We start from the raw sequence: 22,273 nt of genomic DNA, 5'->3' as shown, positions 1-22,273 counted from the left end.
GAAGCGGCAATGGCTATTGAAGCAAGCAGAGAAAAAGCGGCAACCCGGCGCATTCGCATCGGCATGGTCGGAGGAGGGCAGGGCGCCTTCATCGGCGCCGTGCATCGCATCGCCATGCGCATCGACGATCAATACGAGCTCGTCGCCGGAGCCCTGTCTTCCGATCCGGCGCGCGCCAAGGCCTCGGCGAAGGAGCTCGGCATTGCGGAAGACCGTGCCTATGGTTCTTTCGAAGAGATGGCGAAAGCGGAAGCCAAGCGCCCGGATGGGATCGAGGCGGTGGCGATCGTTACCCCGAACCATATGCATGCACCCGCCGCAAAAGCGTTTCTGAAAGCGGGCATCCATGTGATCTGCGACAAGCCGCTGACGACAACGGTGAAGGACGCGAAGGAACTCGTGGCATTGGTGAAGAAGACCGGCAAGATTTTTGCCGTGACTCACAATTACACCGGTTACCCCATGATCCGGCAGGCCCGCGCCATGGTCGAAAAGGGTGTCCTTGGCAAGATCCGTCTGGTGCAGGCCGAATACCCGCAGGACTGGCTGACCGAAAAAGCGGAGGACTCAGGATCGAAGCAGGCGGAATGGCGTACCGATCCGGCGCGTTCGGGCGCAGGCGGCGCCATCGGCGATATCGGCACGCACGCCTATAACCTTGCCTGTTTTGTTTCCGGCCTGACGCTGAAGCAGCTGTGCGCCGAACTCACCAGCTTCGTCGAAGGCCGCAAGCTCGATGACGACGTGCAGATCCTGATGCGCTTCGATGGCGGCGCCAAGGGCATGCTCTGGGCAAGCCAGGTAGCACCCGGGCACGAGAATGGCCTCAAACTTCGTGTGTACGGCACAAAGGGCGGGCTGGAATGGACGCAGGCCGATCCGAACTATCTCTGGTACACGCCGTTCGGCAAACCCAAGCAATTGCTGACCCGCGGCGGAGCCGGCGCGTCGCCGGAAGCCGCCCGTGTCACACGCGTTCCCGGTGGTCATCCGGAAGGCTATCTTGAAGGTTTTGCCAATATCTATACGGAAGCCGCACAGGCGATCATTGCCGCCCGGACGGGCAAGAAGACACCGAAGGATGTGATTTATCCGACGGTCGAGGATGGACTTGCCGGCATGGAGTTCATCGATGCGGCGGTAAAGTCCTCCAAAGCCGGCGGCGTGTGGACGAAGGTGTGATGAACAGCGACCAAACCCATCGCAACGACGGAGCGCCCGTGCTTGAAGCCCGGGGCATCGCCAAGGCTTTCGGGCCGGTGGAGGTGCTGACTGATATCAGCCTCACCATCCAGCCCGGCGAGGTGCATGCAATCATCGGCGAGAACGGTGCGGGCAAATCGACGCTGATGAAGCTTCTGAGCGGCCATCTGCAGCCGACCCGCGGCTCGGTTGCGATGGATGGGGAGGACGTGACCCTCGCCGGTCCCGTCGATGCGGAACATCGCGGCCTTGTGCTGGTGCACCAGGAAATCCTGCTCGCACCGCATTTGACGGTCGCACAGAATATTTTCATGGGCCGCGAGTTGAAACGCGGTCTCATGGTCAATGACCGCGAGATGAACCGGCTGGCTGCCGAAGCCGTGCGCAAGCTCGGTGCTGATATTGATCCGACAACACCGGTGTCGCGGCTATCCATTGCGCGGCGCCAGCTCGTGCAGATTGCCCGCGCGCTGCAGGTGCCGCACCGCGTCGTGATTTTCGATGAACCCACGGCATCCCTCACGCCCTATGAGACCGAAGCGCTGCTCAAGGTGATCCGCAACCTGCGCGACCAGAACGTCGCTGTTCTCTATATTTCCCACCGCCTGCCGGAGGTTGCCGCCATTGCCGACCGCATCACCGTGCTGCGCGACGGCAAGCTCATCGCAACCCGCAATGCCTCGGAATTGCAGCCCGTTGACATGGCCAAGCTGATGGTCGGACGCGATATGTCGAAGCTCTATCCCGAAAGGGAAGAGACCGCGACGCGCGAGACGATCCTTGATGTGAGCAATTTCGACGTTCCGGGTTATGCCCGCAGCGCCTCGTTCGCCTTGCGCAAAGGTGAAATTCTCGGCTTTGCCGGGCTGATCGGCGCCGGACGGACTGAGCTGTTCGAAGGCATTGTCGGGCTGCGTGCCGGACATGGGCAGGTCAAATTGAACGGCAAGCCGGTGCGGTTTCACAGCGTGCGCGACAGCATGGCCGCCGGGATTGTCTACCTGAGCGAAGACCGCAAGGGCAAGGGACTGCTTCTGGCACAGAACCTGCGGACGAACCTCACGCTGGCCTCATTGGAAAAATTCACCAAAGGCCCGCTCATCGAGCGCAAGCAGGAAGAACAGGGGCTGGACAAGGCGATTGCCGAATTCGACATCCGGGCCCGGCGGCGCGATCTGCTGGCGGGCCAGTTGTCCGGCGGCAATCAGCAAAAGCTGTTGCTCGCCAAGATGATGCTGCTTGATCCGAGCATCGTCATCATCGATGAGCCGACCCGCGGCATCGATATCGGCACCAAGGAACAGATCTACAGGTTCATCGCCGATCTCGCCAGGTCAGGAAAATCGGTCATCGTCATCTCGTCCGAGATGCAGGAGCTGATCGGCATCTGTCACCGCATCCTTGTCATGCGCTCCGCGCGCATTGTCGGCGAGGTCTCGGGTGACGCGATGACGGAAGATGAAATCGTCGTCTACGCCACCGGCGTCAAAACAAACGAAGCAGAACTATACGCAACGGGGTCCGCATGAGCGATACGCAAGCAAATACCGACACGCGCGGCCTTGGCCGCAAGCTGGCGGATATCGACAAGACGGCGGTTGCGCCGTTCCTGGCGCTTGCCGCGCTTTTCGTTCTGGGCGCCCTGGTCAATCCAAGCTTCATCGGCATCGACAATATATTGAACGTGCTGACCCGCTCGTCCTTCATCGCCATCATCGCGGTTGGAGCGACCTTCGTGATTTCGGCAGGCGGGCTTGATCTGTCGGTGGGATCGATGGCTGCGCTTGTCGCCGGCATCATGATCCTGTTCCTGAATTCTGCCGCCATCGACGGCAATTTCGCCATGCTGGCCGCCGGTGTCGTCATCGCCATCGGCGTCGGGGCAGGCGCCGGGCTGGTGAACGGCGCCGTCACGACGCTGGGGCGGATCGAACCGTTTATCGTGACGCTTGGAACAATGGCCATCTACCGCTCCGTCACGGTCTGGCTTGCCAATGGCGGATCGATTGCCATGAAATCCAGTGAAATGCGCAATCTGTTCCGGCCGGTCTATACCGGCACGGTTCTCGGACTGCCGATACCGGTCTGGATCATCATCGCCGTCGGTTTGCTCGGTGCCTTCATCCTCTACAAGACCTCCTTTGGCCGGCACGTCATCGCGGTCGGTTCCAACGAAGACGTCGCGCGGTATTCCGGCATCCACGTCAATCGTGTCCGCGCCATGACCTATGTCATTCAGGGCATCTGTGTCGCCATTGCTGTTGTGGTTTACGTCCCGAGGCTGGGTGCCGCAACCACCACGACAGGTATGCTGTGGGAGTTGCAGGCCATCACGGCGGTCGTCATTGGCGGCACGGCGCTGAAAGGCGGCGTCGGGCGCATCTGGGGAACCATCTGCGGCGCCTTCATGCTGGAGATCGTCGGCAACATCATGGTCCTGTCCAACTTCGTCAGTGAATATCTGATCGGGGCGGTTCAGGGCGTCATCATCATCATCGCCATGCTGGTGCAGCGGACGCTGCAGCGCAAGGGATAATGGCGATAAAGTTTGGGAGGGGGAGAATGGGCCACCCGCCGACCTCGACACAAAGGCCCGTAGAATATTTGGGAGAGAAATATGCGTAAACTCATCGTGGGACTTGCCGGCGCGCTGCTCGCGTCAAGCATGGTCCTGGCTCACGCCGCAGACAAGAAAGTCAATATCGCCGTTTCCATTCCGGCTGCCGATCATGGCTGGACAGGCGGCGTCGTCTATCACGCAGAACGGGCGGCCAAGATTCTCGAGGCCAACCATCCCGGCCTCAAGATCACCATCAAGACATCACCCGATGGTGCTTCCCAGGCCAATGCGCTCGAAGACCTGACCACGCAGGGGATCGATGCCCTCGTCACCCTGCCGCATAATTCCGACGAACTGACCGACCCGATCCGTCAGGTCAAGGCAAAGGGCGTATTCGTCACGGTTGTCGACCGCGCCCTATCCGATCAGAGCATTCAGGATCTGTATGTCGCCGGCAACAATCCGGAGCTCGGCCGTGTCGCCGGCAAATATCTGAAAGACAAGCTTGGCACCGCTGACGTCGTGGTCATTCGCGGCCTGCCGATCGTCATTGACGAAGAACGCCAGAAGGGTTTTGACGAAGCCATTGCCGGAAGCGGTATCAAGGTGCTCGACAAGCAGTTCGGCAACTGGTCACGCGATGACGCCTTCAAGGTCATGCAGGACTATCTGACCAAGTTCCCGAAGATCGATGCTGTCTGGTGCCAGGATGACGACATGGCCGTCGGCGTGCTCGAGGCCATCAGCCAGGCCAAGCGTACCGATATCAAGATGGTCATCGGCGGTGCCGGCATGAAGGACATGATCAAGCGTGTCAGCGATGGCGATGCCATGACACCGATCAATGTTCTCTATCCGCCGTCCATGATCGCAACGGCACTCGAACTGACGGTTGCCAATTTCTACGATCAGGTTCCTGTACGCGGCAAATACATCCTGGATGCCACCCTGGTCACCAAGGACAATGCCAAGGAATTCTACTTCCCTGATTCGCCGTTCTGATCTCCACGATCAAGACATGATCAGTCTGCACATGGAAAAGGCCCGCAAGGGCCTTTTTCTTTTGTCAGGGTTGGCGCCGGGGAGGACTCGTACCCCGACGCCTTCCCTGTTGCAGCAGGCTTCATCATGGCTGGAGCAGCGGTCATGCTCAAACCATTTCCTGCCGCAAATTGCGCTTCGCACGCCGAAATTTCCAGCCGTTGCGCTTGCTGGGATAGCGCGAACTTCAAGAGTTTTTTGCAGGCTCGCGGTCAGCGCGCTTGCAATTTTGTGATGTTTTTCAAGCGCCAACTAACTTGACTCGTTGACTCCTCTTTATGTTGAGTAATAAATATGATCATACGAGTCAAGTTTGAACTATCCGTTGCCGGAGCATTCCGGCAGCGACAGCACGAAAAGGCTGGCCTGCAATGTCACGACGCCAAATCATCGATCTTCAAGTCCGGCTTCCGAGGCTGGCCCCGCTCGCACGCGAAATCATGCCGGTCCGGCAAACGGATATGCGCGTTTACGGCAGCGAGATCCTGTTCGACGGCTCCAACGAAGTCGGCATCGAACATGCCGGCTCGCTTTACCGCCTGAAAATCACCCGCCAGGGCAAACTCATTCTCAACAAGTAACGCATTGATAGGCATCCGAAGACAATGACTGATACGCACAAGCCAGCACCCCAGGACATCCGGCAAGCTCGGGCAGACAACCCCAAAATGCGCGAGCGCGATCTTGCCCAGCAGCTTGGCATCACCGAGGCTGATCTGGTAGCAGCCTTTTGCGGCCTCAATGTCATTCGCATCACCCCGCGCATCGAGACCTTCCTGACCGAGATACAGACCCTCGGCGAGGTGATGGCGCTGACGCGCAACGAAAGCGCCGTGCACGAAAAGATTGGCGTCTACGACAAGCCCATCGTCGGCAAGCACGCCTCCATGCTGCTGGGCGAACAGATCGATCTGCGGCTGTTTCCCGACAGCTGGGCGCACGGCTTTGCGGTGGAAAAGCAGGATGGCGAATTCACCCGCCGCAGTCTCCAGTTCTTCGATGCCGCCGGTGAGGCAATCCACAAAATCCATCTGCGCCCCGCTTCGGATCTTGATGCCTACCACGCACTTGTCGCCAAGCTGCGTCTCGACGACCAGTCGCAGAGTATCGAACTGACGGCCTTGCCGAAGCCCGAGGAGAAGACCGCGGAAATTCATGAACTCGATGCGGACGGCCTGCGGGATCGCTGGACCCAGATGAAGGATGTGCATGAGTTCTTCGGCATTCTGCGTTCACTGAAGATGACGCGCCATCAGGCGGTGCAGGTGATCGGGCAGGACTATGCCTGGGCACTGGATCGCGACGCCTTGAGCGCCATGATGCAGCATGCGGCGCAGGAGCAGATACCGATCATGTGCTTTGTCGGCAATCGTGGCTGCATCCAGATTCATTCGGGTCCGATTGCGAACATCAAGGCGATGGGGCCATGGCTCAATATCCTCGATGAAACCTTTCATATGCATCTGCGCCTCGATCACATTGCCGAGTTGTGGGCCGTGCGCAAACCGACCAAGGACGGTCATGTGACATCGCTCGAAGCCTACGGCGCCGAAGGGGAAATGATCATCCAGTTCTTTGGCAAGCGTCATGAAGGTTCGGGGGAGCGCGAAGACTGGCGCCAGCTTGTCGAAAACCTGCCGCGCGTTCTGCGTTCGGCCGCGTAAGGAAATGACCATGTTCGCTAAACGCCAGAGCAAGCCGGCAAGGCTGCATCTCGCCGCTTCGCTCGCCGGGCTGATGGCATTGCTTTCCGCACAAGGCGTGGCTTCTGCAGAAGAAGTCACCGGGCGTCTTCCTGATGCGGCCCGTGTGGTGTCCATTGGCGATTCCATCACGGAAATCGTCTATGCGCTGGGAGAAGAGGGGCACCTTGTCGGTCGTGACCAGACGAGTACCTACCCGGAAGCTGCGCAGAAGCTGCCCGATGTCGGCTACATGCGCGCGCTGTCTCCCGAAGGGGTTCTGTCCATCAACCCGACAGCCATCATTGCCGTGGAAGGCAGCGGCCCGAAGGAAACCATCGATGTCCTGAAGAAGGCCAGCATCCCCTTTGTCTTCGTACCTGAGGACTACACGGGAAAAAGCATCTCGGCGAAGATACGCGTGGTGGGTACGGCACTTGGCGTTGACGACAAGGCGGAAAAGCTGGCGTCACAGGTCGAGAAGGATTTGCAGGCGGCTGAAGACGCAACGAAGAACATCAAGAACCGCAAGCGCATCCTGTTTGTCCTCAGCGCTCAGGGCGGCAAGATCATGGCCTCCGGCACCAAAACGGCAGCCAATGGGATCATTGCACTGGCCGGTGCCGACAATGCGATAACGGAATATCCCGGATACAAGCCGTTGACGGACGAGGCGATCATCACCGCCAAACCCGACGTCATTCTGGTCATGGACCGCGGTGGTGACCATTCGTCCGACAATGCCGACCTTCTTGCCAATGCTGCGATTGCCGCAACGCCCGCCGGCAAGGACAAGAAGATCATCCGCATGAGTGGTCAGTATCTGCTGGGCTTCGGGCCGCGTGCGCCCAAGGCAATTCACGAGCTGGCAGAAGCCATTTACGGCAACGAACTCGGCAAATGAGTGAGACCGTCTTGAGAAAACCTGCCGTCCTTGCTTCCGCACAGGGCGGCAGCAGACTGCGCCCGGAGGGTGACCGGTCAGCGTTTGCGCGCATGGTCATTGCCTGCCTGTGCGTGGCGCTCGTTGCCACAGTCCTTTTCAGCCTTGCCTTTGGTGCATCCGATGCATCGGTTCTCTCCGTCGTGAAGTCCCTGATTGCTGGATCCGATATCACGGACAATGCGCTCTCCGTCCGTGATCGCATCATCATTTACGATATCCGCCTGCCGCGCGTCATTCTCGGCGCGCTGATCGGCGCGTCCCTTGCCGTATCGGGTGCAGTCATGCAGGGATTGTTCCGCAATCCGCTGGCCGACCCCGGCATCGTCGGCGTCTCGGCGGGCGCCGGGCTTGGCGCGGTCAGCATCATCGTTCTCGGTGGAACCTTCCTCGCCCCGGTGATCGCCCTGTTCAGTCTCTATGCCTTGCCGCTCGCCGCTTTCTTCGGCGCCCTCATCTTCACGCTCGTCCTCTACCGTGTCGCGACGCGGCGCGGGCAGACATCCATCGCCACCATGCTGCTCGCCGGTATTGCGCTCGGCGCCATGGCCGCCGCCTATATCGGTGTCCTGGTCTATGTCGCCGACGACAAGCAATTGCGCGATCTGACATTCTGGGGGCTGGGATCGCTGGCGGGGGCCAATTGGGTCAAGATCGCTGCATCAGGCCCGCTCATTGCGCTCGCCCTCGTCATTTCACCGTTCCTCGCCCGCGGCCTGAATGGCCTGGCACTAGGGGAGGCATCAGCCAGCCATCTCGGCATCCCGGTGCAGCGCTTCAAACGCATCGCTATTCTGACGGTTGCCGCGGCCACCGGCGCATCGGTTGCGGTGAGCGGCGGCATCGGCTTTGTCGGCGTCGTCGTTCCGCATCTGCTGCGCCTCGTGATCGGCCCCGATCATCGCTATCTCCTGCCAGCGGCGGCTCTCCTCGGTGCCAGCCTGCTGCTGATTGCCGATGCGGTCAGCCGAACGATTGTTGCGCCATCGGAACTGCCGATCGGCATCGTCACGGCAGCCGTCGGCGCACCGTTCTTCCTGTGGATATTGCTGCGCCGCCGCGGCATTCTGGACCTCTGACCATGATCCATGTTTCCAATGTCTCCGTATCCCTCGGCCGAAACAGAATCGTCGAGGACGTATCCTTTGATGCGCAGGCGGGCGCATTCACAGTTATCGTCGGCCCCAACGGGTCAGGCAAAACGACCCTGATGCGCGCACTCTCCGGTGATCTGCCGCATGAGGGCGTCATCAGCATCAACGGCACGCCGATCGACCGGTTGAAGCTCTGGCAGATGGCAACCATGCGGGCGATCCTGCCGCAATCCACCTCGCTGTCCTTCCCGTTTACCGTGCGTGAGATCGTCAAGCTGGGCATGACCAGCGGCCGCTCCGGTGCTTCGCGCCACAACGTGGACACACTGCCCGATGAAGCGCTTGAGCGCGTTGACCTCGCGGGTTTCGGTGGGCGGTTCTATCAGGAACTCTCCGGCGGCGAGCAGCAGCGGGTGCAACTGGCGCGCGTCCTCTGCCAGGTCTGGCAGCCGGTGCTCGACGGCCAGCCGCGCTTTCTCTTTCTTGATGAGCCGGTTTCAAGCCTCGATATCAAACATCAGTTGATCATCATGCAGATTGCCCGCGACTTTGCCGATCGCGGTGGCGGGGTCATCGCTATCCTGCATGACCTCAACCTCACCTCCATGTTTGCCGACCGGGTCGTGGTCATGCACAGGGGGAGGGCCGATTCTGTGGGCACCCCCACGGAGGTCTTGACGGATGACCGCATCCTGCGCGTCTATGAATGTGCGCTCAAGGTGGGCGGTCTGCCCGGAAAATCCGTGCCGTTCGTCTTGCCGCAATCTGCAGTCCTTTGAGTACGCGAAGACGCCTCCATCTATCTATTGACTAAAAACGGCGATTTGATACTAAATATAGATGTTATGGTTCTCTCCGAGTCGCAAGACCGGGAGCTAAGAGGGAAGCCGGTGAAATGTCCTGGACATTGATGCCGGCGCTGCCCCCGCAACTGTAAACAGCGAGTTGTTGTCGACAATGCCACTGAAGCCCAGCTTCGGGAAGGCCGACACCAGCGCCGACCTGTGAGCCAGGAGACCTGCCATGACATGATGAACGTCCACGGGCGGGGTGTCCCGGTGTGTCGCTTGCAATGGTTGGCCGCAAGCTGATCGGATTCTTGCACGCGTGCGCTCGACCTTTGCCCCCAACATTTGGGGTATAAACACATGTCTCTTTCTCTTCAAACCACCCGCGCCGACGGTCAGTCGCCGGTTCGTCCTGCCGAACTGCAGCCATCATCCAGCGAGCCCGGCTATCGCGTCATTCGCCGCAATGGCTCGGTCACACCCTTCGACCCGCTGAAAATCACTGTTGCTCTCACCAAAGCCTTCCTCGCCGTTGAAGGCCATGTCGCTGCCGGTTCGCGCCGTGTGCACGATGTCGTCGAGGGCTTGACCGCCGACATCGTGACAACATTGAAGCGCCGCAGCAGTGAAGGCCGTCTGTTCCACATTGAAGACGTGCAGGACCAGGTCGAACTTGCCCTCATGCGCAGCGAAAACCACAAGGTCGCACGCGCCTATGTTCTCTACCGGGAAGAACGCGCGAGAGAACGGGCGAAGCTGGTTGAACCCGTGGCCGAAACCGGCCCGTCGCTGAGCGTTACCTCGCTCGACGGAACCAAGGCACCGCTCGATGCGGCGCGCCTCGCCCGCATCATCGACGAAGCCTGCGAAGGACTTGAGGGGGTCAGCGCCGCGCCGATCCTCAGCGAAACCCGGCGTAATCTTTATGACGGCATCACGCTCGACGAACTGTCACTCGCGCCCATTCTGGCTGCGCGCACACTCGTTGAAACCGAACCGAACTATTCCCTTGTCACCGCCCGTCTGCTTCTGGACAAGCTGCGCCGCGAAGCCTTGAGCTTTATCTTCGGCAGGCCTGAACAGGCGACGCAGCATGAAATGGCGGAACGCTATGCCGATTATTTTCCGGCCTATGTGAGGGCCGGCATTGAAGCCGAATTGCTCGATCCTGAACTTGCCCGCTTCGATCTGCGGAAAATATCAGCCGCTCTGAAGCCGGAACGCGACCTGCAGTTCCAGTATCTCGGCCTGCAGACTTTGTATGATCGCTATCTCCAGCAGACGCGCGGTATCCGGTTCGAGTTGCCGCAGGCCTTCCTGATGCGCGTTGCCATGGGCCTCGCCACCCGCGAGATCGACCGGGAAGCACGCGCCATCGAATTCTACGATCTGCTGTCGTCGTTCGACTTCATGGCATCCACACCGACGCTGTTCAATTCGGGCACGCTGCGTCCGCAGTTGTCCTCCTGCTTCCTGACCACCGTCGCCGACGATCTCGACGGCATCTTCAAGGCGGTGAAGGACAATGCGCTCCTGGCAAAATATTCCGGCGGCCTGGGCAATGACTGGACGCCCGTGCGCGGTCTTGGCGCCCATATCAAGGGAACCAACGGCGAAAGCCAGGGCGTCGTACCGTTCCTGAAAGTGGCCAACGATACGGCCATCGCGGTCAATCAGGGCGGCAAGCGCAAGGGCGCGGTCTGCGCCTATCTCGAGACCTGGCATGTCGACATCGAGGAGTTTCTCGATCTGCGCAAGAATACCGGTGACGACCGCCGCCGCACCCACGACATGAACACCGCCAACTGGGTGCCTGATCTGTTCATGAGCCGCGTGGAAAAGGACGAGCCGTGGACCCTGTTCTCACCTGACGAGACGCCGAATCTGCATGATCTCTATGGCGCGGACTTCAAAACTGCCTACGAGGCCTATGAAGCCAAGGCTGCACGCGGCGAAATCCGTGTCTTCCGCACCGTGCGGGCACTGGATCTCTGGCGCCGGATTTTGACGATGCTGTTCGAGACGGGCCACCCATGGGTCACGTTCAAGGACCCCTGCAATATCCGCTCGCCCCAAGGCCATGTCGGCGTGGTGCACTCGTCGAACCTGTGCACGGAAATTACCCTCAACACATCGAAGGATGAAGTTGCGGTGTGCAACCTCGGCTCGATCAACCTTGCCAATCACATTGCAGCCGAAGGTCTCGACCTTGAGCGTCTGGCGCGCACTGTGGCAACGGCCATGCGCATGCTCGACAATGTCATCGACATCAACTTCTACACAATTCCGGAAGCGCGCCATTCCAACCTGCGTCACCGTCCGGTCGGTCTCGGATTGATGGGGTTCCAGGATGCATTGCAGGCATTGCGTATTCCCTACGCCTCCAACGAGGCCGTGGCTTTCGCCGATCTCAGCATGGAAGCCATTTCCTATCATGCCATTTCGGCATCGGTTGACCTCGCCAGCGAACGTGGCAGCTATCCGAGCTTCAGCGGTTCGCTCTGGTCAAAAGGCATTCTCCCGATCGATTCCATCGAACTGCTCGATCAGGCCCGCACGGCGGCCGGCGCCAGGCTTTCGATGGACCGCGGCACTACCCTTGATTGGGAAGCCCTGCGCAAGCGGGTGAAAAAGACAGGCATGCGCAATTCCAACACCATGGCGATTGCCCCCACCGCAACGATTTCCAACATTTGCGGCGTCGCCCAGTCCATCGAGCCCGCCTATCAGAACCTCTTCGTCAAATCCAACATGTCGGGCGACTTCACTGTCGTGAATGCAGCACTGGTGCATGACCTGAAGCAGCGCGGGCTGTGGGACGAGGTAATGATTTCGGACCTGAAATATTTCGACGGCTCGGTGGGTGAGATCGACCGCATTCCCGCCGACCTCAAGGCGCTCTATGCCACGGCATTCGAAATCGACAGTGCATGGCTGATTGCAGCGGCCTCGCGCCGGCAGAAGTGGATCGACCAGGCTCAATCCCTCAACCTCTATATTGCCAATCCGAGCGGCAAGAAGCTGGACGAGCTCTATCGCCTCGCTTGGAACAGCGGCTTGAAGACGACCTATTACCTGCGCTCGCGCTCGGCGTCGCACGTGGAAAAGTCCACGCTGAAAGGCACGGATGGCAAGCTTAACGCGGTCGCCGCCAAGCCGATTGCCGAACCGATCATCCTGTCGGAACCGGCCGGCAATGCCTGCTCGATCAACGATCCTGACTGTGAAGCCTGCCAGTAAGCGCAACCGCGCCTGCCACACATGCTTTGCAATGAATTGAAGGAAAAGACCATGCTTGACTGGACCAACACCGAAGCTGCCGTCAATGCGGCCCGCGCCATTCATCCCGCCCTTGCACCGGATCAGGCACCCGCCGCCGATGCCACGGGTCTTGGCGATATCGTACGCGGCGGTGGCCGTGTGCGCGTCGACGACAAGGCGATGATCAATTCACGGGCCGACGTCAACCAGCTCCTGCCGCTCAAATATCACTGGGCCTGGGAGAAATATCTCAATGGCTGCAACAATCACTGGATGCCGACAGAAGTGTCGATGCAGGCGGATATCGCCCTGTGGAAATCCAGGGACGGGCTGACCGACGACGAACGCCGCATGATCAAGCGCAATCTCGGTTTCTTCGCGGCATCCGAGTCACTTGTTGCCAACAATATTGTCCTTGCCATCTACCGCCACCTGACCAATCCGGAATGCCGCCAGTATCTCTTGCGTCAGGCCTTCGAGGAGGCGGTTCACACCCATACATTCCAGTATATCGTCGAAAGTCTCGGCCTGGACGAGGGCGAACTGTTCAACATGTATCGCGAAGTGCCATCGATCACCGACAAGGCGGCATGGGCGCTCAAGCACACGCAAAATCTCGACAACCCCGATTTCAAGACCGGCACACCCGAGATGGATCAGCAGTTCCTGCGCGATCTCGTGGCTTTCTACGTCATCTTCGAGGGCATGTGGTTCTATACGGGCTTTGCCCAGATCCTGTCGCTCGGCCGCCGCAACAAGATGGTCGGCATTGCCGAACAGTATCAGTACATCCTGCGCGACGAGAGCATCCACATGAATTTCGGCATCGACGTGATCAACCAGATCCGTCACGAGAACCCGCATCTGTGGACGAAAGCCTTTACCGAAGAATTGCGCGGAATGATCAGGGATGCGGCGGAGCTCGAGGCGTCCTATGGCCGCGATACCATGCCGCGCGGGTTCCTCGGGCTGAATGCTGCCCTGTGCGAAAGCTATATGCACTTCATCGCCAACCGCCGCTGCGCCCAGCTTGGCCTTGCCCAGGTCTTTCCCGACACGGACAATCCGTTCCCGTGGATGTCGGAAGCGATGGATTTGAAGAAGGAAAAGAACTTCTTCGAAACCCGGGTTATCGAATACCAGAATGGCGGAGCGCTGGCATGGGATTGATGCGTAGAATGCCGGCTCCGAGGACATTTTCGTCGCGTGGCCGCGCTTTATGCGGGCATCGCGGCTGCGGCGGGACAGGACGCCGCAGCTGCGACAGAATCTGCCGCCAATGGAATTGATTTGTTGACATAAAGATATCTTTATGTGAGTTTACGCCTCTCGTCCCAAGATGGCCAAGAGGCGTTTAAGTCATGAATATTGCAGTCGATAATCTGTTCGGTCCCATGGGCGCTCCACGGGATGGCTCGGAGGTGTTTGAAGCGCTGACCAAGGTGGCGCGCGAACGCATCCTGATTCTCGACGGGGCCATGGGCACGCAGATTCAGGGCCTCAGCCTGAACGAGGACGATTTCCGCGGCGAACGCTTCGCCGACTGCTCCTGTCACCTGCAGGGCAATAACGACCTTCTGATTCTCACGCAGCCCCAGGCCATCGAGGACATCCATTACGCCTATGCCATGGCCGGTGCGGACATTCTCGAAACCAACACATTCTCTTCCACGACCATTGCCCAGGCTGACTACAGCATGGAAGAGGTTGTATACGAGCTGAATCGCGATGGCGCACGTCTTGCCCGCCGCGCCGCGATCAAGGCCGAACAGAAAGACGGCAAGCGCCGCTTTGTTGCCGGTGCGCTTGGACCGACGAACCGCACCGCATCCATTTCGCCTGACGTGAACAATCCCGGCTATCGCGCTGTCACCTTCGACGATCTGCGTATTGCCTATGCGGATCAGGTGCGCGGCCTGATGGATGGCGGCGCCGATATCATCCTCATCGAAACGATCTTCGACACGCTGAACGCCAAGGCAGCGGTGTTCGCCACGCAGGAAGTCTTCGAGGAAAAGGGCATTACCCTGCCCATCATGATTTCGGGCACGATCACCGATCTCTCAGGCCGAACCTTGTCCGGTCAGACGCCGACGGCGTTCTGGCATTCCGTGCGTCACGCGGAACCCTTCACCATCGGCCTGAACTGCGCGCTTGGCGCCAATGCGATGCGCGCCCACCTGGCTGAAATCTCCGGCGTTGCCGATACATTTGTCTGCGCCTATCCCAATGCCGGTCTGCCCAATGAATTCGGCCAGTACGACGAAAGCCCCGAAGCGATGGCCGAGCAGCTGGAAGGCTTTGCCAGTGAAGGCCTGCTGAACATCGTCGGCGGCTGCTGCGGTTCGACGCCCGATCACATCCGGGCGATTGCCGAGGCGGTCAGCAAGTATCCGCCGCGCCAGATCCCGGAAATTTCCACGCATATGCGCCTGTCCGGCCTTGAGCCGTTCACGCTGACCAAGGACATTCCGTTTGTGAATGTGGGCGAGCGCACGAACATCACCGGGTCGGCCAAGTTCCGCAAGCTGATCACCGCCGGCGACTTTGCCACGGCGCTGGATGTGGCGCGCGATCAGGTTGCCAATGGCGCGCAGATCATCGACATCAATATGGATGAAGGCCTGATCGACAGCGAGAAGGCGATGGTCGAGTTCCTCAACCTGATTGCTGCCGAGCCCGATATCGCCCGCGTGCCCGTCATGATCGACAGTTCCAAGTGGGATGTCATCGAGGCCGGACTGAAATGCGTGCAGGGCAAGCCGCTCGTCAACTCCATCTCCATGAAGGAAGGCGAAGAAGCCTTTCTCCATCATGCAAAACGTGTGCGGGCCTATGGCGCGGCCGTCGTGGTCATGGCCTTCGACACGGAGGGCCAGGCCGATACGCTGGAGCGCAAGGTCGAGATCTGCACCCGCGCCTACGAACTCCTGACCAAGGAAGCCGGGTTCCCGCCCGAAGACATCATCTTCGACCCGAACGTGTTTGCGGTTGCCACCGGCATCGAGGAGCACAACGGCTATGGCGTTGCCTTTATCGAGGCGACACGCCAGATCACGGAAACGTTGCCGCATGTCCACATCTCCGGCGGCATCTCGAACCTGTCCTTTTCGTTCCGCGGCAACGAGCCTGTGCGCGAAGCCATGCACGCGGTGTTCCTCTACCATGCGATCCAGGTCGGCATGGACATGGGCATCGTCAACGCCGGACAGCTGGCAGTTTATGAATCCATCGATCCGGAACTGCGCGAGGCCTGTGAGGACGTCGTGCTCAACCGCCGCGACGATGCGACGGAACGGCTACTCGACCTCGCCGAGCGCTACAAGGGATCGGCCGGCAAGGAAGCACGTGAGCGTGATCTCGCCTGGCGCGAATGGAGCGTGGCCGACCGTATTTCCCATGCGCTCGTCAACGGCATTACCGAATTCATCGATGTCGACACGGAAGAGGCGCGGCTTGCGGCCGAACGGCCGCTGCATGTGATCGAAGGTCCGCTGATGGCAGGCATGAACGTTGTCGGCGATCTCTTCGGTGCAGGAAAGATGTTCCTGCCGCAGGTGGTCAAATCCGCCCGCGTGATGAAGCAGGCCGTGGCCTTGCTCCTGCCGCACATGGAGGCGGAGAAGCTCGCCAATGGCGGCACGGGCGAACGCGAAAGCGCCGGCAAGGTGCTGATGGCGACGGTCAAGGGTGATGTGCATGATATCGGCAAGAACATTGTCGGCGTCGTTCTTGCCTGCAACAATTACGAGATCATCGATCTCGGCGTGATGGTGCCCGCCACCAAGATTCTGCAGACAGCCAAGGAGCTGAACGTCGATATCATTGGCCTCTCCGGCCTGATCACGCCGTCGCTCGACGAAATGGTGCATGTCGCGTCCGAAATGGAGCGCGAAGGGTTCAATATTCCGCTTTTGATCGGCGGCGCCACGACAAGCCGCGTGCACACGGCGGTGAAGATCAATCCGCGCTATCACAAGGGCCAGACGGTTTATGTCACCGATGCAAGCCGTGCGGTCGGCGTCGTCTCCCAACTTCTCTCGCCGGATACCAAGGGCGGCTTTGTCGATAACATCCGTAGCGAATACACCAAGGTTGCCGAGACCCATGCCCGCAATGAGGCAGACAAGCAGCGGCTGTCACTGGAAAAGGCCCGCGCCAATGCCCACAGGATCGACTGGTCGGGCTATGAACCGCCGAAGCCGTCCTTCCTTGGAACGCGGGTGTTCGAAAATTACGACCTCGCCGAACTGTCGCGCTACATCGACTGGACGCCATTCTTCCAGACATGGGAGCTGAAGGGCCGCTATCCCGCCATTCTCGAAGACGAACATCAGGGCGCGGCAGCGCGGCAGTTGTTTGCCGACGCGCAGGCCATGCTGGCCAAGATCATTGATGAAAAGTGGTTTAATCCGAAAGCCGTTATCGGCTTCTGGCCGGCGGGAACCGTCGGCGATGATATCCGCCTGTTCACCGACGAAGGGCGCCAGAAAGAGCTGGCCACACTCTATACATTGCGCCAGCAGCTGTCGAAGCGCGATGGCCGGCCGAATGTCGCCCTGTCGGATTTCGTCGCACCTGTTGCCAGCGGCAAAGGGGATTACATCGGCGGTTTCGTCGTGACGGCAGGTATAGAAGAAATCGCCATTGCCGAACGGTTCGAGCGGGCGAATGACGACTATTCGTCCATTCTGGTGAAGGCCCTTGCCGACCGGTTTGCCGAAGCCTTTGCCGAGTTGATGCATGAACGGGTGCGCAAGGAATACTGGGGCTATGCACCGGATGAAACTTTGAAGCCAGATGAACTGATCGGCGAGCCCTATCGCGGCATCCGCCCGGCACCCGGCTATCCCGCGCAACCCGATCACACGGAAAAGGATACTCTGTTCAGCCTGCTCGACGCGGAAAGGCAGATCAACGTGCGCCTCACCGAAAGCTACGCCATGTGGCCGGGCTCGTCGGTTTCCGGCGTCTATCTCGCCCACCCGGAATCCTACTATTTCGGCGTGGCCAAGGTGGAGCGCGACCAGGTCGAGGATTATTCGGAGCGCAAGGCAATGCCCGTCGAAGAAGTCGAGCGCTGGCTCGGCCCGATCCTCAACTATGTTCCGGCCCCCCGGGTTCAAGCGGCCGAGTAACTCTACAACGCCCTCATGCCACGATCATTGTGGTCTTATACGGCTGTTCGCTATGCTCCGCGAACGGCGGGTTCTACGACATTGGTATATGTTGCAAAATTACATTTCTAAGCTAACTTTCTTTTATAGCTGAAAATTAGCTACATTTCTCGACTATTGGTATCGATTTTCATGGTTCCAATCTCACTCGCCAGAGGATTTTTTACGCAACCTTTTTACATCTGATCCAATTGAAGAACGGAAATATAATGAAAAACATTTTACCGTATGCATCGGCACTTTTGCTTTGTTCAGTTTTGTCTGGGTACAACACCGATCGAGCCGCAGCACAACAATCGACATCCGGCAGCGCTCCTATGCCGTCAGTGACTAAACTCGCGGCCAAACCACCCATGGGGTTCACAACGTGGTCGCGTTTTAAATGCAACGCCCAAGACCCATTCAAGAGTTGGCCGAAACTGGAAACAATCAATGGCGTCCAAGCGCCGTTGAATGACGACGGTAGCCGAAGTCAATATTCGTTCCAGCACTTCATGCTGGACCAGGCACGTGCGATGAAAGATTCCGGCCTGCTGGATGCAGGGTATAGCTATCTGAACGTCGATGATTGCTGGATGAACCGGGCACGGGACGATAATGAATCTCTAAAAGGCGCGGCGAGCTGGACTTATGGCCATTGGCCTGACGGCTCACATAATGGTTTTGATGCTGATCTCAGCCAATACGTTCAATATTTACATTCTATGGGGTTTAAAGCCGGGCTCTACAGCAGTTCCGGACTGCGGACCTGTCAAATCTTTCCCGCATCGGCAGGGCATGAAAGGCAAGATGCCACTGCTTTCGCAAAATGGGGTATCGACTATCTGAAGTACGATAACTGCGACTATGACAAAAGTGACGACCCGTCCGACTATTCGTATTGGCCAAAAAAAGAACGCCCCGGCGCGGTTACTGACAAATCCAAAAATGAGCTCTTCAAAGCAATGGCCGATGCTCTGGCAGAAGCCACGAAAAATAGCGTTCGTAAAATCATTTTTGAAGAATCGGCGCCAGCTGCATATGGCAATAACGCCAGCGAAAAATATACAACAATGGATTGGGTTCGCCCGCTCGGCCAGATGTGGCGTGTCGGGGGTGACATTAAGAACTACACGTATGATGCAGTCTCCAATACGCTCAGCAATCCCTGGTCATCCGGTGCAGGAGGAGAGAACGACAAGGGTGTCTATCCGAGTTTCTATATTGCCGTGGCACTTTCCCGTTACGTCGCGCCTGGCAGTTGGAATGACCCAGATCAGTTGCTCATCGGTGACAACGGCATGAACACCGATGAAGAAAAGAGCCAGTTCGCACTCTGGTCCGTCATGGGGGCCCCGCTGCTTCTCAGTACCGACATACGGCGATTGACCAAGGATTATCTGGCGAAGGGAAGGGATGATGCGGACGTAACCCTCGCGCATCTCAAGGACTCCCTCAAGATTCTGACAAACAAGGATATTATCGCCGTTGATCAGGATGAACTCGGCATCGGCGGCTATATCGCATATCAAACGGATTCCGCTACAGACAAGGGAATGGACGTTGTCGTTAAGCCGCTCAGTCAAGACCGGCTTGCCGTTGTCATTCTGAATAAGGGCAATACGCAACTTCAGCCGCAGAAAATAAATCTGCAATTCATAGGCCTCGATCTTTCCGGTCAAAGCTGCACCGTCTCCGCAAAAGACCTCTGGGATGATAAGCCGGAAGGCCTCCTGTCGAAGAACGAGTTGTGGACTACGGTTATTCAAGCTCACGGCAATGCCATGTACCGGCTTGCAGCGAAATGCGACGGCAAAACGGTTAAAGTCATACCTACCGGTCAGATTTATTCGGTGCCCAGCGCTGGCGGACAGGGTTTGTGCCTCACTGCATCTTCCAAGAGTACCGCAACTGCCAAATTTTCCATCAGCACATGCAATGGATCCGAACAGCAAATCTGGTCGCGTGACATCGCCGCGCACCGCATCAAACTGGCAGCAGATCCGAAACTGTGTTTATCCATGGCTGCAAATGACAAATTTGGTCTTGTTGAGTGTAAGGGCAGATCAGAAGACAATAGTCAGGACTTCTCGTACTACTTGAATGGTCACCTTGCCAACGACGCCTTGGAGCCGTCTGATATGTCTGCCCATAGCCCAGATTCGACGCGAAAGTGTGTGGACATTTATGCCGGCTCAATTGTCGAGAATAAACTGGTAGCTCCCTATCCGTGTGACCGATCGTCTAAAAACCAAGTCAACCAAATCTGGTCAGCACCGGGCGCTCCGGGATAGCCCACGTCTCCTGAGCGCCATCGGAAAGATGGCGCTCAGGAAATGCCGGTGCAAGCAATCAGGCTGCCGAATGAAGATAATTGCGGGGAGGGGCGCCCAGCATGCGTTTGAACATGGTGGTAAAGGCGGGAACGCTGTTATAGCCAAGATCAAGCGCAACGCTCGTCACCGCTTCACCTCCGGACAGACGCGGCAAAGCGGATAGCAGGCATGCCTGCTGGCGCCATGTCGACAGGCTTAAGCCCGTCTCGCGCCGGAAAAACCGCGTAAAGGTGCGGCGGCTCATGCCGAGGCGATCGGCCCAATTGTCGATATTGGTGCGGGGTGAAGGGTCTTGCAGAAAACCCCGGCACAGCGCCGCCAGCCTGGTGTCATCGGGGAAGGGCAGGCCGAGCGGGCGCTCTTCCAGCTTGGGAATCTCGTGCAGCAGCAATCCCATCATGAACGTCGTGCGCGGGCTCGCCTGCTCGTCGGACGGAGAAGCGACAACCTCCCGGATCAGCGTATCCATGAGCGGGGTCAGAGCAACCACGTGCAGATGGTTCTTCAATCCTTCAACGGCATCGGGACGGACATAGATCGAATGCATGGCGACATCGCCGTGCATATCCACCGCATGCCGCACGCCCGCCGGCAGCCATAGCGCATGATGCGGCGGCACCATCCAGCGGCCGAACTTGGTGGAGACCATGACAACCCCGGTCATCGCGTGCAGAAGTTGCGACAGGCTGTGCTGATGCTCCGGAACATGGCACCCGGTGGGATAGTGCGCCAATCCGGCAACCACATCGCCCTTCGATTGCTCAAGCCATTCCAGCCGCTGCAGATGCACGCGCCCCAGATCCCTGGCGTGGAAACTCATCTCGGGAAACTTCAGATAGAGCATCGGCTTGGCCCACTTGCGAAAGAAATAGACCAAACCACGAAGGCAGGTTTTGTGCAACAGGTATATCAGGGAAGGGAAGGGTGACGCGAAGCACGCAATCAACACCCTCATTTTCCGATGGAACGCCTGATATGACCGATACATCCCTGCCCGCACAGCGCTCTTCCGCTGAAATAACTGCCTTCGGCATCATCTTTGCCGTGAGCTTCTGCCATCTGCTCAACGACATGATGCAGTCCATGCTCTCGGCCATCTATCCGATGCTCAAGACCAACTACGGACTCGACTTCAAGCAGATCGGCCTGCTGACGCTCACCTTTCAGGTCACAGCGTCCCTGCTGCAGCCTGTCGTCGGCACCTATACCGACAAGCGCCCGATGCCCTATTCCCTGCCGGTCGGCATGGGCTTTTCGCTGGTTGGCCTCGGCCTCTTGTCGATCGCCACGCACTATTCGATGCTGCTGATCGGCGCCGCTTTCATCGGCATCGGCTCGTCCATCTTCCATCCGGAGTCTTCGCGCGTCGCGCGCCTGGCATCCGGCGGACGTCATGGCCTCGCCCAGTCGCTGTTCCAGGTCGGCGGCAATTTCGGCACGGCGCTCGGACCTTTGCTTGCAGCCTTCATCATCCTGCCGCACGGCCAGCAGAGCATCGCCTGGTTCTCGGCGGCGGCACTGATCGGCATGATCGTCCTCTATCAGGTCGGCAACTGGTACCAGCGCTATCGCGCCGCCAATGCGAAAAAGCCGCCGGTCAGCCGTACCCTGAAACTGCCGCGCCGCAAGGTGACGATGTCGCTGATCATTCTCACACTGCTGGTGTTCAGCAAGAACATCTATCTCGCCAGCATCTCCAGCTACTACACCTTCTACGTGATCCACAAATTCGGCATCACCGTACAACAGTCGCAGCTAATGCTGTTCCTGTTCCTCGGCGCCGCTGCTGTCGGCATCATCGGCGGCGGACTGGTTGGCGACAAGATCGGTGTCAAGACCGTCATCTGGTTCTCGATCCTGGGCGTCCTGCCGTTCACGCTGCTGATGCCCTATGCGAACCTGTTCTGGACCGGCGTGCTGACCGTGTTCATCGGCCTCATCCTGTCCTCGGCATTCCCCGCTATCGTGGTGTTTGCGCAGGAACTGGTGCCGGGTCGGGTCGGCATGATCGCCGGCATCTTCTTCGGCTTCGCCTTCGGCATGGCCGGAATTGCAGCCGCGGTTCTCGGGGTCGTTGCCGACAACAAGGGGATCGACTTTGTCTATATGGTCTGTTCCTACCTGCCATTCCTCGGCCTGTTGACCATCTTCCTGCCGAGCATGCGCGAGGTGAAGGGTGAACCCGTGGCAGTCCCGGTATAACATTGTT

Annotated in this window: 15 protein-coding genes and 1 riboswitch; of the genes, 14 read left to right on the top strand and 1 reads right to left on the bottom strand. The window is 58.8% G+C overall.

Annotation, left to right across the window (positions count from 1 at the left end):
- Positions 1-9: 9 nt before the first annotated feature.
- The 13 genes from J1W56_RS17890 (at position 10) to J1W56_RS17830 (ending at position 20,022) form a co-directional block, all read left to right on the top strand.
- Positions 10-1,182, top strand: coding sequence for a Gfo/Idh/MocA family protein (locus J1W56_RS17890; RefSeq protein WP_223614655.1), 1,173 nt, complete (start codon positions 10-12; stop codon positions 1,180-1,182).
- Positions 1,182-2,732: a sugar ABC transporter ATP-binding protein gene (locus J1W56_RS17885; RefSeq protein ID WP_223614654.1), complete on the top strand. Its 1,551-nt coding sequence runs from the start codon at positions 1,182-1,184 to the stop codon at positions 2,730-2,732. Before J1W56_RS17890 ends, J1W56_RS17885 begins: the two co-directional genes overlap by 1 nt.
- Positions 2,729-3,739 (top strand): ABC transporter permease, encoded by a 1,011-nt coding sequence (locus J1W56_RS17880; RefSeq protein WP_223614653.1) that lies wholly within the window; start codon positions 2,729-2,731, stop codon positions 3,737-3,739. The genes J1W56_RS17885 and J1W56_RS17880 overlap by 4 nt, the downstream gene beginning before the upstream one ends.
- Before the next feature lie 81 nt (positions 3,740-3,820).
- Positions 3,821-4,765: a substrate-binding domain-containing protein gene (locus J1W56_RS17875; RefSeq protein ID WP_223614652.1), complete on the top strand. Its 945-nt coding sequence runs from the start codon at positions 3,821-3,823 to the stop codon at positions 4,763-4,765.
- Between the two features lie 479 nt (positions 4,766-5,244).
- The gene (hemP, locus tag J1W56_RS17870) at positions 5,245-5,385 is read left to right on the top strand and encodes a hemin uptake protein HemP (protein WP_223614931.1); all 141 of its coding nucleotides are present in this window, start codon (positions 5,245-5,247) and stop codon (positions 5,383-5,385) included.
- Between the two features lie 24 nt (positions 5,386-5,409).
- The gene (locus tag J1W56_RS17865) at positions 5,410-6,468 is read left to right on the top strand and encodes a hemin-degrading factor (protein ID WP_223614651.1); all 1,059 of its coding nucleotides are present in this window, start codon (positions 5,410-5,412) and stop codon (positions 6,466-6,468) included.
- 4 nt (positions 6,469-6,472) lie between these two features.
- Positions 6,473-7,390, top strand: a complete 918-nt coding sequence (locus J1W56_RS17860) for a heme/hemin ABC transporter substrate-binding protein (RefSeq protein ID WP_404928342.1) — start codon at positions 6,473-6,475, stop codon at positions 7,388-7,390.
- Positions 7,387-8,508 (top strand): FecCD family ABC transporter permease, encoded by a 1,122-nt coding sequence (locus J1W56_RS17855; protein WP_223614650.1) that lies wholly within the window; start codon positions 7,387-7,389, stop codon positions 8,506-8,508. Before J1W56_RS17860 ends, J1W56_RS17855 begins: the two co-directional genes overlap by 4 nt.
- Positions 8,509-8,510: 2 nt before the next feature.
- Positions 8,511-9,302, top strand: coding sequence for a heme ABC transporter ATP-binding protein (locus J1W56_RS17850; RefSeq protein WP_223614649.1), 792 nt, complete (start codon positions 8,511-8,513; stop codon positions 9,300-9,302).
- 50 nt (positions 9,303-9,352) lie between these two features.
- Positions 9,353-9,563, top strand: a riboswitch (cobalamin riboswitch).
- 108 nt (positions 9,564-9,671) lie between these two features.
- Positions 9,672-12,551: a ribonucleoside-diphosphate reductase subunit alpha gene (locus J1W56_RS17845; RefSeq protein WP_223614648.1), complete on the top strand. Its 2,880-nt coding sequence runs from the start codon at positions 9,672-9,674 to the stop codon at positions 12,549-12,551.
- A 51-nt stretch (positions 12,552-12,602) separates the two neighbouring features.
- Entirely contained in the window at positions 12,603-13,742 is a 1,140-nt protein-coding gene (locus J1W56_RS17840) for a ribonucleotide-diphosphate reductase subunit beta (RefSeq protein WP_223614647.1), read from the top strand.
- Positions 13,743-13,933: 191 nt separating this feature from the next.
- A complete protein-coding gene (gene metH / locus J1W56_RS17835) occupies positions 13,934-17,710 on the top strand; it encodes a methionine synthase (RefSeq protein WP_223614646.1) in 3,777 nt (1,258 codons plus the stop codon).
- Positions 17,711-17,958: 248 nt separating this feature from the next.
- Positions 17,959-20,022, top strand: a complete 2,064-nt coding sequence (locus tag J1W56_RS17830) for an alpha-galactosidase (protein WP_223614645.1) — start codon at positions 17,959-17,961, stop codon at positions 20,020-20,022.
- A gap of 58 nt (positions 20,023-20,080) precedes the next feature.
- Here the strand turns inward: J1W56_RS17830 and J1W56_RS17825 are convergent, their stop codons facing one another.
- The gene (locus J1W56_RS17825) at positions 20,081-20,908 is read right to left on the bottom strand and encodes an AraC family transcriptional regulator (protein ID WP_223614644.1); all 828 of its coding nucleotides are present in this window, start codon (positions 20,906-20,908) and stop codon (positions 20,081-20,083) included.
- 131 nt (positions 20,909-21,039) lie between these two features.
- Here J1W56_RS17825 and J1W56_RS17820 point away from each other — a divergent pair, with 131 nt between their 5' ends.
- Positions 21,040-22,266 (top strand): MFS transporter, encoded by a 1,227-nt coding sequence (locus tag J1W56_RS17820; RefSeq protein ID WP_223614643.1) that lies wholly within the window; start codon positions 21,040-21,042, stop codon positions 22,264-22,266.
- The last annotated feature ends 7 nt before the right edge of the window (positions 22,267-22,273 follow it).

This window comes from Phyllobacterium calauticae, from assembly GCF_019991125.1.
Taxonomy (GTDB): domain Bacteria; phylum Pseudomonadota; class Alphaproteobacteria; order Rhizobiales; family Rhizobiaceae; genus Phyllobacterium; species Phyllobacterium calauticae.
Note: the sequence above shows the minus strand (reverse complement) of the source record. Positions and strands in the feature narration are given on the sequence as shown.

Bases quoted from the DNA above. Each gene is read 5' to 3' on its own strand.
- J1W56_RS17890 (WP_223614655.1), top strand. From the start codon at position 10: ATGGCTATTGAAGCAAGCAGAGAAAAAGCGGCAACCCGGCGCATTCGC.
- J1W56_RS17885 (WP_223614654.1), top strand. From the start codon at position 1,182: ATGAACAGCGACCAAACCCATCGCAACGACGGAGCGCCCGTGCTTGAA.
- J1W56_RS17880 (WP_223614653.1), top strand. From the start codon at position 2,729: ATGAGCGATACGCAAGCAAATACCGACACGCGCGGCCTTGGCCGCAAG.
- J1W56_RS17875 (WP_223614652.1), top strand. From the start codon at position 3,821: ATGCGTAAACTCATCGTGGGACTTGCCGGCGCGCTGCTCGCGTCAAGC.
- hemP (WP_223614931.1), top strand. From the start codon at position 5,245: ATGCCGGTCCGGCAAACGGATATGCGCGTTTACGGCAGCGAGATCCTG.
- J1W56_RS17865 (WP_223614651.1), top strand. From the start codon at position 5,410: ATGACTGATACGCACAAGCCAGCACCCCAGGACATCCGGCAAGCTCGG.
- J1W56_RS17860 (WP_404928342.1), top strand. From the start codon at position 6,473: ATGACCATGTTCGCTAAACGCCAGAGCAAGCCGGCAAGGCTGCATCTC.
- J1W56_RS17855 (WP_223614650.1), top strand. From the start codon at position 7,387: ATGAGTGAGACCGTCTTGAGAAAACCTGCCGTCCTTGCTTCCGCACAG.
- J1W56_RS17850 (WP_223614649.1), top strand. From the start codon at position 8,511: ATGATCCATGTTTCCAATGTCTCCGTATCCCTCGGCCGAAACAGAATC.
- J1W56_RS17845 (WP_223614648.1), top strand. From the start codon at position 9,672: ATGTCTCTTTCTCTTCAAACCACCCGCGCCGACGGTCAGTCGCCGGTT.
- J1W56_RS17840 (WP_223614647.1), top strand. From the start codon at position 12,603: ATGCTTGACTGGACCAACACCGAAGCTGCCGTCAATGCGGCCCGCGCC.
- metH (WP_223614646.1), top strand. From the start codon at position 13,934: ATGAATATTGCAGTCGATAATCTGTTCGGTCCCATGGGCGCTCCACGG.
- J1W56_RS17830 (WP_223614645.1), top strand. From the start codon at position 17,959: ATGAAAAACATTTTACCGTATGCATCGGCACTTTTGCTTTGTTCAGTT.
- J1W56_RS17825 (WP_223614644.1), bottom strand. From the start codon at position 20,908: ATGCTCTATCTGAAGTTTCCCGAGATGAGTTTCCACGCCAGGGATCTG.
- J1W56_RS17820 (WP_223614643.1), top strand. From the start codon at position 21,040: ATGACCGATACATCCCTGCCCGCACAGCGCTCTTCCGCTGAAATAACT.